The sequence below is a fragment of the Pseudoalteromonas sp. A22 genome (assembly GCF_018141345.1).
GTDB classification, from domain to species: domain Bacteria; phylum Pseudomonadota; class Gammaproteobacteria; order Enterobacterales; family Alteromonadaceae; genus Pseudoalteromonas; species Pseudoalteromonas maricaloris.
In genome coordinates, this window is record NZ_CP047238.1 from 1,069,428 (window position 1) to 1,085,760 (window position 16,333).

The window sequence follows — 16,333 nt, forward strand, 5'->3', positions numbered from 1 at the left end:
CGCCGAGCTATTTTTTGCGGCGCTTACCATTTTGTAACTTCAACCATCCCGGTTTTTGCGAACGATTTAATTCACTTAAAATAAGGGTTGCCTTTTCTATTGTGATCCTAAAGTCGGCGATATCTTTGTATACCTGAACTGCTATTTTCTTTCTTTTTACCGCCGCGCCGGCATCTAAAAATGACTCGACCAATTTATTCAAAAAGCGTATTAGCGGCGAGCGAGCCCGAGTATTATCTTTACTTTCTAAGCGTTGCGTTTGTTGCTCGAGTTTGCGCTTTATTTGCGTTAATTCGGCTTGGCTAAATTCGCTTTGGGCATTGGGCAACATTTTGAACAAGTCGAGCTTGTCAGCTAAGTATTGGCATTCAATCGCGCTGAGCTCCTCTTGCTGTAAAATTCTACTTAAGCCATTTCTAAACTCAGTTTGTGTCACGCTGCGGCGGCTCAGGCGCTCGCAATGCTGATTAAACAACTGCCACTTTTGCCACATGTAAACATAGCCCAGTCCCGCACCTTTGATATTTTGCATGCCGACGATAATTTGGTGTTCATTTGGCAGTGCTTGTTTGGCAATGATTTGGTTTAAGGGATCAGGCTTGATGTCGCTATCATGCACTAACGTACATTTGAGAGTGGCAAGTTGCTCTGCAAGCGCTGCTGTTTGCGAAAGCTTAGTGTTCAGATCTTCAACTTCAAAAATCGTATAGGCAATTGTCCACGCTTCAAAACGTTTTAGAATTAGCTGATGTGTTTCATCTTCACTGTTAAGGTGTGATTGTAGTGAGTCGATACTTGAAAATGCAGATTCAGGCAGCTTGTCTGCCGTAGTATTTAATGATGCAATAAGCGCATCTCGCGATAATGTGAGCCTAAAACGCGTGAGTAAATCGCACAGTGCGTTGTGGTCGTTATTGCTGAAAATACTGTGTAAGAGGTTCTCCAGTGCAACCATAAAGTACTTAAAGAAGCCATCGATATTGGTGCCGATCACCACAATGGCATCAAAATGCAGATCATTGGCCAGAATGTTCGCAAATACTTGCGAGCGCGCTACGCGGTCGTTGCGATTATTAATCAGAGCAACAATTTGCCCCTGCTTTCCCTGTTCGACGATGTTTAAGCGTTTCCAATTTTCTATCGTTGCTAGGCGTTCGTTGGCAGACATGCTGTTGATAAAGCTTTGACTGATTGCACCAATCTTTGCGGTCGTAAACTGCTGAAGCACGCCAACATCGGGAATAACCCTAGAAGCCGTTTCTTTGAACACATAGTCTTTATTGATGCCAATATATTGCGCCATTTTGCAGACTAGGGCGATGTTATCCGGATGCTCAACATAGGGGTACTTTGCGAGAATGTCAGGCGTTATTTGATACCCATCACCCCAATGAATTTGAATGAGCGAAGTGTTTTTTTGTTCTGCCGCCAAGTTGAGTACGGAGGCCATATTCTGCTCGGCGGTGAACACTTGGGTGTTGTAGCCCAAAAAGGCAGACATTTCTTTTGCTACATCTAAGCCTGTTGGGCCCAAAATATCTTCATGATCCGGGTAAGCATTTGTAATGGTAGCAAAATTGTCTTTCATCCAGCGCACTAGAATTTTTACATATCTCGGAGTCAGGCCCATACATTCCCATAGGAAAACGTCCGCTTTTACCTGCTTTGCAAAATGTAGCACATCAGCTTGCTCCCAAATACTCGCTTTGTCGAAAGGCCGAAATAGCGGGATCTCATATTGCTCACCAGAAATTTTTGAATAGATAAGCATCGCTTCACAGCCCGTGGTCTTGCTCACGACTCTCAGCGCCAAGCTGCTAAATAAAGCTGACTTCAGCCTCTCGGTTCCTGATTTTCCTCGTGTTCCCCAGCCGCCAATGGACACCGGAATGTGTTTGCGATTTTGCTTTATTCTTTTACTGACATAAATATGCCGAGTCCAAAAGTAGCTAATAAATGCAAGCACAAAGAAAACCAGCTGCGAAATACTATTTTGATAAATGGCATCGACGTATTCTTTAAAGCTGCTCCAAATGGTGAGTAGCGCTGAGGTTACACCAGAGCGAGTATAAAGTTGCTGAATGTCTTTCGCGACAGGAAAGGGCGTTTTTGCGATGTCGCCATAGGCACTAAAGCGTAGCGAAAACCCCAGCGTGTTAAGTGCATCCAAATACTTACCTTGCTCAAGTTCGTTGCCTTTTCGTAAGCGGTCTAGCTCTGCAAACTGCCATGTTATGGTCCAGTACGCCTTAAGGCGTCGCCACAAAGTTGATGGCGGAGTAACGGCTAAAATACCATCCGGCGTATAGGTTTTGGCGTCTTCTTTACTGTGGTCATTAGTCAGTACACTTAGCAAAAAGTCGAGTAATGGTAAATGTGGTCGACTCGTTTGTTCGGCGATATTAAAGAGCAACTCCCCCGGCACTTTTGTTTCGCTAATTTCCGCGGTAGTGCAGCTAGGGACGTGGATCGATACGCTGGGCTTTTTCGCTTTGGTATGGGAATAGCTTTGACGTTTATCGGTACTTGGTTGTCTTATTTCGTGTATTACTCGCCACAACCTTCTTGCTTGACGATAGCCTTGTTGGATACGCCAGCCAGCTTTTGTTTTTGAGGCATTAAGACTTTGACCGCGCTGTGCAATATAAGAAAGTGAGCGGCCCAGTTCATCACGAGACCAAGTTGCCAGTGCGTCACTTTGTTCGTTGGCTTCAAGAGAAGCGTTGAGCTGCGCGATGATGGCTTGATGATAGAAGCTACCTAGCTGCTCTCTGGCTCTGGTGATATAACGGCAAACGGCAATGTTTTTTTCGTTCGATAAGCAGTCATTTAAGGTATCAATAAACCGTTTGAAGCAGAGTTCGGCTTGATTTGATTCAAGTTGCATATTCAGCATAATACGCGCGCTTTGCTCAAGCGCTAAGCGCTTGAGTTGCATACTAAAGTCGCCAGTTAGTACGCGTTGCCACAGTAAAAATGCAAAGTCCTGTTGGCAAAAGCGGTCGGCGGATAACTGCTTTATCAAGGTGAAAAGTACGGCATTCTCATTCTCTTGCTCAAACCGCTTGGCGATTAACTCTTGTGCAAAGAATGTGGGATAAAACTCGACAAACTCTAGCGTAACTTGGCGCACTCTGGGTAAGGTGTGCTCGCTGAGTGCACAAAGCATGTTGAGATCTTTTTCTGTAAGCTTTGGCTGGCTGACAATAATTTTAGGAAAGATACTCAAAATATAGAGTACTTCGGCATCAACGTGCTGACTATTTTCAATGTCGTTCGCTTCTTCAAGCAAAGCCCACATGTAGGCACGAATAAAAGTGGGGCGTTGATGTATTAAGATCTCTAAAATATCGACGGTTGCCTGATAGGGCATGTTGTCAGACTCAAGCAACTCAATAAGTTTGGCGATAAGATCTGCGTCTAATTCCGAGTCAACCTCATAGTTGTTCAAGGTTGCGACCATATTGACCAGTGCGCGGATCAAGCCATGACGAATATGTTGATTTTGACTATGGGCGAGTAAATTTAAGCAAAATGGCTGTAAATCCAAGCGTTGCCAAGCATTTTCTAGGGTATCGTGGTGAGCACGTAAATATCGATTCGTTAGCGCCCCAAGTTTGGCGATTAAAAATTTAACCTGTTGCTCAATAGCGGCAACTTGATGTTGATATCGAGCAACTACAGCGCCTTCGTCAAACCATCGTGAAAAAGCTTTTTTATCTTGTTCTAACGCGGCTTTAGTAGTGCCAAGTTCTTGAGCATATGCAATAATATGAAGCTCTTTTTCACTGGCAAATTCAGACTTAGCGATACGCTGTACAAATCCGGTGTGGGATACCTCAAGCAGCAAAATTTGCTCATGTAGAGTCTCAATTTTATGGCGTAAAAAGGCGATAGATTGAAGTACCAGCCAGTCGGTTTCATCCTCGTTTTCAGGGCGATTGTAAATGAGTTCCCATGCACACAATTCGTCGATCAACGCACTGTATTTATGTTGATACAAGTTCAGCCAAAACTTTTCAGTTTCGGCAAAAAATAAGGCTTCTAATTGACTCTTTAAGGCTTCAACGCTCATGTAAATCTTGCTCTAATAAATGACTTAGCTGTAACGATTCAAAAATAATTTCATCGTGAGCATAGGAGGCAAAAGCGGTTTGCTGTAAGTTGCCTAAACGTACTTGTAGCCCAACCTGATGGGTATTGTTAAACCAGTCTTGAGTCCAAGTTACACCTAACCAACCCGCGGTGTTATGACTAAAGTCAAAGCCCGTTTGCCAACCCAATTGAGTTAAGTATTGCCATGTTGGATTAGGACGGTTCTGATCGGCAAATACATAGCTTGATGTTAATCCGGCATGAAAAATATGGCCTTGATAAAATTGATACCAATCAAATGAAAACAGTGCATTGTCGAGCGTTTGCCAATCTTGATTTGACGTCAGGGTAACGCCGGAGCTGAAGTAACTATCAACCCAGGGCTGATAGCGCAGCCCAGCATGCGCTTGCCAGCCGTGCTTGTGATTATTACGGTAAAAGGCGTACATATCAGGACCAATTTGCTCGTCTGCAATAAATTCGTCCTTGCTGATACTGGTGTACGTGTAAAAAGGCTGCCACCACCAAATGCTTCTAAAACCGCTGTTATAACGGTGAATTTGGCCAAACTTTGCCGAAATACTAGAGCTTAAATGGGTTTCACTGATTGCCGTTGCATCCTGCCAGCGATTACGCATTCTTGCTTCTGCAAACCAGTTCGACTGCTGCGAGAGCCAATCATATTGACCATTGATAGAGAAAGTGTCTTGGTGATGATTATCCATCGTGTAGAAAGTATCGATGCGGTACCAGTTATTTTCATCCTTCATTCTCAGTGATAAACCTAAATCGAGTGTAGTACGGCTAGGGCTAGGCTCCGTTGTCTGTACAATGTCGTCGCTATCAATATTCAAAAAGCCTTCGATGCCAGTGCGACTTTCATCAGTTTCAATACGAGCTTGCTGAAATACGGGCTCAGCACTTGTTGGTGTTAACTGTTGCTTGGCTTTTAAGAACATTGGCACTTCAGGTACTAGGTTAACGCGATGCAATGTTGGACTTAACGTCCAGATAGACATGCGTGCTAACGTTTGCTGTTGTTGGCCGGTTAGTGATACTTGTCCTGCCGGGTGAAAATAGGTGGCTTCACTTCTTATACCATCGGCAAAGGTTTCAATTTTAATCAGACTATCTCGAGCTAATTTCGCCGTGATTGGGGTTGTTTCATCAGAGCGATAAAAAATCTGCCTCGTATCCAATGGGATATCATGCCATTGACCTTGGTCGAAGTATTGCGGACGTACACTCACACTTTGCCCCGATAGAGGGTTGAGCCAACGCAATTGCAGCAGTCCTTGTCGTGTCTCGATTTGTTTAATGCCGTAATAGAGTGGTTGCGTTGGCTGCAGCGAGATCACATCACCTTGATTTGGCCCCACCAGCTCTACATTAGCAGGCGGTGCCACGATTTGCTTGGCAGAAGAGTAGGCAAACTTTACTCTTACTTGCACTTGTTGGTACTCAGAAAAATCAATAGTCAGTATCTCATTTGCTCTGAGTGGCAGGCCTGACGGCGGATTTTCTGTGAGGTGTGCGGTGATCTGGTCACCAACGCTTTGCGCCGCAAGCGTATCAACTTTTACCTTTTGTGTGCCAACATAGCTAGTGTATTGTTCCGCAGCAAGCCATTGACCATAGCGCATCAGGCGGGCATATAAATCGGTTAAAACGGCATCATCCGACAAACTCGGGTGCAGACGTTGAAGGACCCTGTTGTAGCCTTCATTAGACAGTGTTTGCTGGCTCAATTGATACAAGGCATTTATCGCAATTTCTCTGGCGCTGAGGTCATTTACCATGCGCGCATCAGCGCGACTAACCAAGTGTGCAGACTTATCTACAAAAGCCGGAGTATCAGCGGTGTCTGGTTGCACCCGGATCTCTACAAACAACTCATTATTACTGAAAAGGGTGAGACTTTCATTTGCCGCTAATTGAATATATTGCTGCGATGCAATAGATAATCGAGTGGTTTGTGGCTGCAATTGCAAGTTTGCTGCAATATCACTAAAGATGGGTAAAATCCGGGTTTTGGCGTTGTGTTCATACAGCAGCCATTGAGTATTTTTGTATTCTTGTCCTTGGTACGCAGCACGTGCACTTAGCTTGACCGTCAAAGGCGTCTTAGCAACCAGTTTGATGGGTTTACCCGAACCTAGCGGGTACAGCTCAGTTTGATCATCCATTGACTCCACGACTTGTAAACCATAGTGATTAAGGCTGTATTGAGGCAGGGTTAGTTCGTCCGTTTGAATTGCCGCGACTTGTTCGGCCTGTTTTGGTGTTAATGCCATTTGCTGGCTTGTCCACAGCGCTTCTTGCTGAAGGCCGGAGTCAAGTAGGTACGTCAACAGGATATCATCGCATTGATATTGCGTGATATCGCTTTCGTGGGCAGCGCATAATAGGCTAGCTTGGATATATTCATTCAGTGCTAAATATCTCGTGAGTAGTTCATTAGCGGCGTATTCTCTTAAAGATTGAGCAGTGCTTTTTAGCAGCGATTTTAGTAACACCTCGGCGTTTCCACTGCGTTCTAGCTGAGTCAAAATAGCGATATTAAGTTGCCAAGCCATTAACGTAACTTGCTCACTATGCCCACTCAAATACGGCTTCAGTTTCGCAAGTGCCATGAGTGGTTTGGTCTTTGCTACCATTTGTAGTTCCGCAAGCACTTTAGTGGCGGTAAACTGGTCGTGGCTGTCTGTCTTAACACTTAGTTCCGGCGCACTCAGCACGCTAAGAGATAAATAGTAAGTGTCAGCTCGATTTTGTTTGCTTCTTGCAAGTAGACCTTGAACGAGTGGCCATTGGCCTAGTGCTTCTTGCGTCATGGTCAAGAAGTCGGGAAATGGTTGTAAGCGGTTTACTGCTACAGCGATATCAAGCGCTTGCTTAGCCCCTTCAATCATCACAACTTTGGATGCTGGATTTATGTGTAGGGTAAGTCTTTGAAAATGACTGCTAGGCGCAACAAGCAGCGTATGTTGGCCATGCTCGCTGGAGATGGTTAAGCGCTCTTGCGTTCTTGCTCGAACATACAAAGTAATTGCATTATCAACTCTCATTATATTCTCAAGATGATACTTCAGTGGTTGAGACGAGGTAATGTAATTGACTCGCTGAGCGCTTGAAGTGAGCAGCACTTGCCCAGCGGCGTTGCGGCTGCCCAGTGTCACTCCACTTAGCGCAACATGATGAGTGAGCGGTTGAGGGGAGCTTGGCGTTAAAAAATACACCGCAGAGGCAATATCGTTAAGCATTTGCTTGCGTTTGACCGCCAACGCCGTGTCAGAAGCGCTAAAAGTGAGTGGAGAAGTATCTCCATTCATGTAAAGGACGCTAAGCTGCTCGTTTAGCTGTTTATTCCAATACGGATTAAATAACGACTCTTGCTGCTTTATTCCTGCATTGTCATCGTAAATACCACGGTGCATTTGTAGTAAGTTAAGGTAGGCAGGCACCGATGTTGTGATAGTGAGATAACTACCTTGCGGGATGGCGATATAATCTTGGTTAGACAAGCCGACTTTAGGCTCAAGGTACTCATCCGCTTGGATATCTGATATTGCAATGGTGCTGATAACCTCACCGTTGACTTTAATTGTGACAATACCGTTTTGCGCAATCGCGTGTAGATCTTTTCGAACCTCTAGTTTGAGCTTTTTGGCGTGTTCAAAGAATACGCTTGTCACTTGTGTAGGTTGTAGATGGTACCAACGCTCTGTATCTTGTGCTAATTGCAGTGTTTGGTCGTCAAGTCCTGGCAGTCTGAGCGCTCTTCGATACGGATCTCTGTGGCTGTGCATGCTGCCTTGCCAAAGCGTGAGAGATTGAGCGTTATCACCGGTGTAAGCAACCTGAATTAAGCGGTTTTGTGCAGTTGCACTCAGTTGGCATCTGGATTGAATACATAACCAATCGGACGTTGGAATGGCACGTCGTAGCTTTGGAGTTTCCCCTGCAAAAAATTCGAATGTATCGAGGGCACTTGGTGTTGTGACTAACCATGCGTGACTTGGCAAAAACAGCCACGCTTTTTGCCGAGGTGCAAAGTGCTTGTTAGCATTGGCTTGGATAAATTGCATACGTGACAGATCAACCCATTGGGCAGCCGTTTGTATCCCTACCTCATTGGCTCGGGATATCGTTGCAAACAGCAGTAGTGTCATTATAAAAGTGATTGCACGCATTTAGTAAACTGATCTAGTTGTTGATTGTTATTAATTAATTGCTTTCTTGTTTGATAGCTTAGCTCAATATGGATAAAGCTATATTCAGGAAGCGCAAGCTGATGCATGATATTTTGCGTCCCGCCAAGTTCTTGCACTTCTTGAGGGTAAATCAGCGCCCGATAACCTTGCTTAACAAGACAAGACTTCAACTTCCATAGTGTGTCGTCATTTGTTTTGCCTTGGCTCAAAATTATTTCGCTTAGTTTACCGCCGTCGGTTTTTCGCTTCTTCTGACTAAATCCATGTATTTGGAACACTTTTGCTGTTGGGTGTAAAGATGTAAAAGCTACGATAGCTGACGCGTGAATATTGTGAGGTTGCTTGGCGTAATCATAGTTTTTACCAATGTCATTGTTATCGTATCTGTGTTTTGTGTTGTTCAGTAACACTTGGCAACTGTGCTGGAAAATGTGCTCACCAATGGTCTGCGTATGTTTATCATGAAAGCGATGTGGAACAGACACCACGCAAGGCCGGTGTTTAGGCGCATACGTGACTTCGCCATGCGCTTCACTTTGAGGCTTTGGCGTCAATGTAAATTGCTCTGCTTGGTGCGTAAATTGCCAGCCATCGAGTGCTACAGGTTGTTTAAACCAGTGCGCCATTTTGCTGCTGTCGGGAATCGCAGCGTTAACATTCAATGACAAGCATAATGCAATGTAAAGTGCGTAGCGACTAAGGCGTTTCATCTTGCCACCAGTTTAATGTTGCATCAGGCTGTTCATGTTCCTCTAATACACTTATCCAAACATCATGTGAAAAGCGAAGCGTCATGGTTTTAGGCGATGTTAAGTCTTGAAACAGCGGCAAAGTAATACTTGGATACTCGTACAGCTCTGTGTGATTAGGGTTAAAAAACATCCTCGTTTGTGCAGGGTTTAGGTGTAGTACAAAGTGTTTAGCTAAAATCGTGTATTCATCGCTTGGGGTGATGACCTTAGTGCTATCTAGGGCGGTTGCTACCGTGATTTCAGCTTGAGGTTCAGCACTAAACACTTTGACGACCAAAGCGTTAGGTTGCAAGTTATCCTCGCTAACAGCAACGGTAAATGGCGTTGTTTTTGCCACTTTGTACAGGCGGATCTTCCGCACGGTTCTTGGGATCCCTTGATTGATGAAAAGTGCTTGGGTGTTCACCAACTCCTCTATTTGTAAGCTGTTTAACGGAACTTCAAATAATGTAGGTTTATGCTGTTGCTTCACAATCACACTGCTTGGGTAGCTTGTTGCTTTACCGAGCTTAAAGAGTGCAGATTTGGCTACCTGACGATATTCAAACTCCATTTGCGGTACTGAGTTATCAAAGTAAGCTTGCTCAATGGGCACCAACGCGATATCCGATACAGCTAAAAGCTGATCTAAGTCTTTGGAGCGGTATTGAGGCAGCAACTCAGGTACTTCAGGTGGCGCTTCAAATAAGCGCACCGATGCTATCTGCTTTTGAGTGTGAAAGAGATAATGGTTGTCGGCCTTTTGGCTAAACCATGCATCAATCCCTTGATAAACTGGACTTTCAGGGTCACACACCGAATCGCAACGATGGCTCAGATAATTAAATGTTGGACTGCGAGCTTGCAGCTTCACCATCGCGTCTTCGGCTTCAATTTTGATTTGATTAACGTTATTTGGTATTGCCAAATAACGCTTCTCTGCGGTTGGTAAGGTTTGTCGCTCCGTGGTTTCAGTTATCAGTCTATCAAACAAAGCTTGCTCCGCCGTTGCGGTAAAAACATAGTCCTTGATCCGCTCATTGTTGCTATAGAGGCTCACAGAGAGAGTGCTGCCAATGGGCGCACGCCACTCTAAAGCGATATCGCTTTTAGGAGAGACTTGATAGTAAGCCGGCGTTTGCGCGTTGAGCATATAATAGTAACTATGCAACGGGACTATAGGGTCGACGCCATTGCTAAATACCCGAATGCTGGTGGGGGCGCTTGCGCTAACGGTAACAAGGCCAGCTGGTAAGTTGCTTAGTTTAGCTTGCGCAGCGGATAGCACCTCAGGCATTAGTGGCTTTGGCGCGTCGAGTTGGCGTAAATCGTGCCAAACAAAAGTAAGATTTGCATTCTCGGAATGGCTTAATAAATATTCCGTGTGTTCATAGACGCGAAAACTCGCGCTTAGCTGCTCAGAAATAAACAAACTATCTAAGTCTAGCTGGGTCGAAAAATCATGATTAAGCACATTGTAGGGCAGTGACTCGTATAACAAGTCAGCACGAAAGTCGATGTTAGGCACGCCCTGTGGCGCTAGCTTTTGCCAATCTAACATGACCGAATTGTATTTTTCTTCGTTGGTTAAGGCGTTTTCACCTATGGTGTGGTAATTCGTCATGCGTTCACGCCATTCGGTTGGCCTTTTCAGCCATGCTTTGGCGGGGTCGGTAATACTGTTACTGGTTTGGGCATGGACGCGTACCACCACACCTTTAAGCTGAGCATTTTCTGGTATTAGCTTTAACGTGATAGTCGTAGCTTGTTGTAACTCTTTACGATTTAAATAAAAGGATTGCCCAGACGCCACGGCCAACGCTTCACGGTTTTCAATGATCTGTTTTACCTGTTGCTGAAAGTCGTTCGAGGCAGCTTTAGCTGCATGATGATAAGTACCGCGATAAATAATCGCTCCTTTTGCATCAAGTAACTGATATTCAATAGCATAGTTGACAGGCTGATCATCCAACGGCTGCGATTCGAATATTCCATTAGACAACACCCGGAGAGACATGGTCCGAGACGCAGAAAAGGAAAACTTCAGTGCCCTGTCGGTTTTTAGCCAATGAACATTGGAGCGGATATTAAACAGGGTCGAGGTATTTGAAGGCTCCGCAGATTTTACCCACACAAATAAAGTGACGGCGAACCAAACAAAAAGCAGCAGCAAAGCTGTAAAAATAGCAAATCGTAATATCTGCTTAATCCAGTACATAACGCCCCTCATGAACCGCTTTTGCATAAGTGGCTAAATCAATAACGCGATTTCTTCTTGGTAAGTATAGCGCGAGCAGTGCGTTATCTCGGGTAAACATTAATCCCAGCTCACCATTTCTATGCGTGCTAAAGGCGCTTATTTTACACTGGCTTTCAAATTGACAAAGTGCTTGGAGCACCGGTAAATGTTGGGTGGTGGCGTAGCGCCCTGTGGCTACTTTAAGTGCGTCAATAAATTGCGCACTGGCCTCATGCCAATCATTTGGAGAGAGGGCAAGCAAATCGATTACTTTGAGCCTAGGTGTGTGTGCAACGGCTAAAAGGCGTTGCAATAAAGCATCGTTGGTAATGGCAAAGTGCGATTTAAAATCCGATGCCAACCACAATGCCGCTAACTCACTTTTTGGCGCGAACAGCTGATATCCCGACTGTGGTGTGGTACCGAGTTCTAAGCCTCTTGTTGCTTGTTGTCCTGAAACGGTTTGAGTATTAACACCAAGATCAGCTAGCACCCTTTGTAGTGTAGCAATGGTGTCATTATGAATAGGGTTAGGCGTTGTAAATTGGTACGCAAGCGCTGAAGGTCTGATGCTTGCAGGCGCGCTATGACTGCGGATCTGTAAATTAAGTAAGGGGTTGTCATAAAAGTAGCGCTGTGCACTTTGATACACCACATTAAATAATGACCGCACGTTGTCGGCTGCCATTACATTTGCATCGATGCTGGTATACGGATGAGCACCAGCGATTGCCAGTAACTTTGCATGGGTGGCCGTAAACAACTGCCCAGAGAACTCCAGCGTGTTACTTTCAAAGAGTGGTCTAGGCACCGCAATGGTGAGGGATGGTTTAGCCAGCAAGGCAATAAAGTACACCCCTTGACCCAAATCATAGGCAGATTTGGTATCTAAAGGAGAAAGCGCAACGAATTGCCCTTGATTATTTTCAACTAAAGTTAATTGGTACTGTAATAGGTTTGCTACGCGATTTATCTGACTCAGCCTTACCTCAAGCGTTTCTGGCGTTGTTACTATCTCAAGGTTTTGGGTGATAGCAAATAACGGCCTTAACACTTCATATTCCCACAATGCAGCACTGGTATCGCTCAGTGCACTAAATGCACCGCTGCCTTTGGCGCTAATGTGACTTGAAAATGCTTCAATAAGTGCCTGTATGCTCTCATCGCTTGTGCTTATTTTATCTATGTCTTTGTCGATGCGTTGCAGGCCATATGCGCTTAGCAACGACGAATAGCTATCCGAGCTTAAATACGCCTCAATCATCTGTCCATGGAATTGGCTGTAAGGTAAAGGCGCATTTGCCGCGAGACCAAAGTGTGCATCGTTGATGTTAAACAAGGTAGCAAGTTCAGATTGTTGCACTGAGCTTGGCACACTGTTAAATATCCACATCTGTGCGTCTTCTTTTAAACTGTGTTGGTGCATCAATTGGCTTACTTGCCGATTAATTTCTCTGAGTTGGACGACCTCTGGAATATCCATCGCCATAAAAAAGTCACTATAGAACTCGCTTTGTTTACCGTTCTTATCGCCACTTTGGTTAGGTCGCGCATTGCCAAACGCCATTGCCTGGCTTTGCCAGTAGGAAAACAATATCCCACCAGCCTCACTGGCAAGCCGCTCTGCAGTGGGGTAGGGGACGCTGATGATATGGGCTTTTTGAGCAGCTAAATTAATGATAAACAGACCGCGCTTGTGATCTTGTTGATTGTCTTTTATTACTAAAAATTGTGTTGTACGTTGCAAAGAAAAGTCGGCTTGACGCAGTAAGGTGGCGGCCTCGACATAGTGTGACTCACTATCTTGCTTAAGCAACCTAATTGCTTGTTTAAAGTGGCTACGTTGCTGCTCGGTCACATATTGGCTGACATTAACGTTAGCCGCATTTTGAGTATACAGCTGGCTCTTGTAATTACTGATCACTTGGCCAAGCGTTAAATCGCTGGCTGTTTCATTTATCGCTAATGTATTACTTTGTACGAATAGGCTTGGAATAACCATAATTGCAAAACCGATACAGATGGCGATAAAGCCACCAACAATTGAAGTTTGAAAAGTTGCACGGATCACAAGGCCTAGCGCATTTTTTTGGTAAATTTTAAGGGCGAGTAAGGTCGATAGCATGTAGCCAAAAGCAAAGGTATCGGTCACTTTTAAGGTTGGGAAGTAACCGACGACAACGTAGTTTAAAATCAGTTTGTAGACAAAGCCGATATTAAAAAACAGTAGCATGAGTCGCGCGCCTTCGATATTGGCGTGTTTTAAACGAGTAAAGTTTAAGACTACATATCCAAAGACTAAAATAATCGCTGTTTCTACGAATGATGTGAGCAGCTTAGTGGGTTGCATCAGTTGCAGAGCTAGCAGCGCTGGCAGCATAATGCCATTGAATTCCCAGCCGTACTTTAAATTAGCCCTTGATGCGATAAAAGCGGTGATCACCAAGATAATATAAGCTTTAGGGGCTGCAATAATGGAGGCCGCAACAGCTTCGTACATGACGGCAAGATTGGCAATGCTAAAGTTGGTGAACGTCATCAATCCAAAACGAATGATGATATAGGTAACAACCAACTGAATAGCGGTGACTTTTATGCCATATTTAAAGCCGCCATTCCACATTACATTGGCGGTCAAGGCGATGATAATCAGCCCGAGGCTATACAGCTGTGCGGCGTAATCAAAAGTGATGTCCCATTGTGTTAAGTACGCGGCGACCAGCGGCCAAAACAGCACATCCATGGTAACTCGAACAATAATGCTTAACAAAACGATGGCAAAAAATCGGTCACGGCCAAACATTTCTGCATAGCCCAGTCTCTCAACAAGTGTTTTGGCAAAAAACCGCATTAAGCCATAAACAACAATGGCCTCAACAATGATCACCCAAGCCGATGTTGGGCTCACGATAAATAAAGGGACTAGGTAACCTGGCACCACTAAACCAGTTAACGGGAAGCCAAACCTAAGATTGAAAAATGCGACAACCGCGATGCCTATCCAAACACACGTGATAACGGACTGCCCAAGTCCGCCCGCACTTGGGAATAGCATCAGCGTCCAGTCCATCTATTCCTCATCCCACTCTTCAGGCAAAAGTTGCTCGTTAACCGCAAGCTGCTCTGACAAGTGTGTTAAAAAGGCTTCTTTATCATCTAGCTGAGATAACTGCTCGCCAAGGTCAATAAATTCAAATAACACCCCGCTGGTTTCAAATGGGGTACTAGCGTTAAGGCTGGTTGATTGTTTGAGTAAGGCGCGAATGCTCAGTAAATAAGTTCGATTGTCTAAATATACGGGTAATACGATTTTGCCACGTTTTAAGGTTAAATAGCGCAGCTTTCCTTTAGCTTGTTCACTATCCATCTCGGTACAGCGACAAAGTAAGTCTAAGGCGGACATGTCGAAAATAGACAGCTTATGCTCTCTCGCAAAGCGTTCAAGAGATTCATTTACCTGCACAATTTGGCCAAATAAGTTATATAAAATACTGGCACTGTGAAGCTGGTTGAAGACATGCTCCAGTGAGGTGAGCTTTTGATCCATCTCATTAATTGCATTTTTGATTTTATGACTTAGTGGCTCTTTCAGAGAAAAGGTCAGCGCCCGAGTCAGTGTGCTTTTGAGGTTTTTTTGCTCAGCAGAAAACACTTTATAGTGGAATAATAATTCACCAATTTGATGTGCAAAGAGATTTACATTTTTAATAAACGCTTGCTCATCAAAACTGTCTTGAGGAGTGACGGTTAGCGCCCAAAAACCCCGAACATCTCCTGCGTACATCAAGGGTGCAATATACTGCTGCTCATCTTCCGCTAGATGTTGGAAGAAAGGGCGGGTAATTTTGATAGCACCAAACGCTTTGATTGCATCGGAATAAGGTACTCGCTCGTAATCTCGTCGCATCTCTAAGATATCACTGAGCTGACAGTGTATTGCGCGTATTTCAGTTACTCGGTGGTCACCCTCTAAGCGAGTGAGAAAGATACTTCTTCTCAGATTAAGCTGCTGATTAACCAGTTGGATGATTGCATCCCAAGGTTCATTATGCTCGAGAAAGTGCCGTGGTAGATATCGACCCATCATACGTTGCTGGATCAGGGCTATGAGAGACTTTAAGTTTTCTTCTTCTGACCATTTCAAAGAGATAAACACCCAAAGTAGCGTCAGCCATATCAAAGATAGCAGCTCACCAAGCGGCAATAACACTGAGTACCAATGATGCGCGCCAAGGCCACTTATGATCAGTAATATGCTGGTGGATATTGCAATGATGACATTGGTCTTGGTCGCATTTCTTTGGTACCACACTAAGAAAAATATTGATGCTAGTACCATGAGTGCGACTATCGTCACTTTATTTAAAGGCTGAATAAAGCTGTCGGATGCAAAGCTATTGGCGATAAATGCCTGTAGGTAAACTGGCGGAAGTTCTTGCGCGCCAAAATAAGCATTACTATTCAAGCGTGAAAACTTTGAATGCTGAGCAACTAAGATGACCTTTTCGCTGAGTTGTGCTGTGAATAGGTCACCATCAAGTACTCTCTGCGCACTGAATTTTGGCAGTGAATAATAAGGCAGTGAGTAGTCTATGATTTTGTTGAGGTATTCACCATGCTGCGGGAATATTTTATCCCACAGTATGTCACATGTGCTTGCTGGCGGTGCAAGGCTGATTGCGCTGCCATACCAATTTTCTGTTTCCAACAGACAAACCGATTGCGTATTGAATGGATAGTAAATCGAGCGGTCGTTTTGTTGTGGCGAAAGTTCGGTATTTGCAAAAAACACAACGGCTTTTGGTTGATAGTCAGAGAGTATTTTTGCCAACTGCTGATGTTGTTGCTGTAAGTTTTCTGCTTCAATCACGACTACTTGCGTTGCTTGTGTGGTGTTGAGCTTAGAAAACCATTGTAATCCAATTAGGTTTACCTGTTTATATAAGCCTGATGCTGAGGCGATCAACAAAATAGCGAATAAGCTCATAAATAGCCAAAACTCACGTTGGCGTTTTATAAAGTTTAATTGACTAAAAACCGACATGCCTTTTCAC

6 protein-coding genes are annotated in these 16,333 nt (G+C 44.4%); all 6 read right to left on the reverse strand.

All coding sequences use genetic code 11. The annotated features are described in order from the left end of the window. Nucleotides 1-7: 7 nt before the first annotated feature. The 6 genes from GSF04_RS09720 to GSF04_RS09745 are packed head-to-tail and all read right to left on the reverse strand — an operon-like array spanning nt 8 to nt 16,323. The gene (locus tag GSF04_RS09720; RefSeq protein WP_211859405.1) at nt 8-4,075 is read right to left on the reverse strand and encodes a poly-gamma-glutamate synthase PgsB; all 4,068 of its coding nucleotides are present in this window, start codon (nt 4,073-4,075) and stop codon (nt 8-10) included. Then, nucleotides 4,065-8,288 (reverse strand): hypothetical protein, encoded by a 4,224-nt coding sequence (locus tag GSF04_RS09725; RefSeq protein ID WP_211859406.1) that lies wholly within the window; start codon nt 8,286-8,288, stop codon nt 4,065-4,067. The genes GSF04_RS09720 and GSF04_RS09725 overlap by 11 nt, the downstream gene beginning before the upstream one ends. After that, nucleotides 8,267-9,019 carry a hypothetical protein gene (locus tag GSF04_RS09730; RefSeq protein ID WP_211859407.1) on the reverse strand — a complete coding sequence of 251 codons (753 nt, stop codon included), beginning with the start codon at nt 9,017-9,019 and terminating at the stop codon, nt 8,267-8,269. The genes GSF04_RS09725 and GSF04_RS09730 overlap by 22 nt, the downstream gene beginning before the upstream one ends. Beyond that, on the reverse strand, nt 9,006-11,258 hold the full coding sequence (locus GSF04_RS09735; protein ID WP_211859408.1) for a hypothetical protein: 2,253 nt from the start codon (nt 11,256-11,258) through the stop codon (nt 9,006-9,008). Before GSF04_RS09735 ends, GSF04_RS09730 begins: the two co-directional genes overlap by 14 nt. Further along, nucleotides 11,245-14,349, reverse strand: a complete 3,105-nt coding sequence (locus GSF04_RS09740; protein WP_211859409.1) for a poly-gamma-glutamate biosynthesis protein PgsC/CapC — start codon at nt 14,347-14,349, stop codon at nt 11,245-11,247. The genes GSF04_RS09735 and GSF04_RS09740 overlap by 14 nt, the downstream gene beginning before the upstream one ends. Continuing rightward, on the reverse strand, nt 14,350-16,323 hold the full coding sequence (locus GSF04_RS09745; protein ID WP_211859410.1) for a hypothetical protein: 1,974 nt from the start codon (nt 16,321-16,323) through the stop codon (nt 14,350-14,352). It lies immediately after the preceding gene. Nucleotides 16,324-16,333 lie beyond the last annotated feature (10 nt).

Bases quoted from the DNA above. Each gene is read 5' to 3' on its own strand.
- GSF04_RS09740 (WP_211859409.1), bottom strand. From the start codon at position 14,349: ATGGACTGGACGCTGATGCTATTCCCAAGTGCGGGCGGACTTGGGCAG.
- GSF04_RS09735 (WP_211859408.1), bottom strand. From the start codon at position 11,258: ATGTACTGGATTAAGCAGATATTACGATTTGCTATTTTTACAGCTTTG.
- GSF04_RS09745 (WP_211859410.1), bottom strand. From the start codon at position 16,323: ATGTCGGTTTTTAGTCAATTAAACTTTATAAAACGCCAACGTGAGTTT.
- GSF04_RS09720 (WP_211859405.1), bottom strand. From the start codon at position 4,075: ATGAGCGTTGAAGCCTTAAAGAGTCAATTAGAAGCCTTATTTTTTGCC.
- GSF04_RS09730 (WP_211859407.1), bottom strand. From the start codon at position 9,019: ATGAAACGCCTTAGTCGCTACGCACTTTACATTGCATTATGCTTGTCA.
- GSF04_RS09725 (WP_211859406.1), bottom strand. From the start codon at position 8,288: ATGCGTGCAATCACTTTTATAATGACACTACTGCTGTTTGCAACGATA.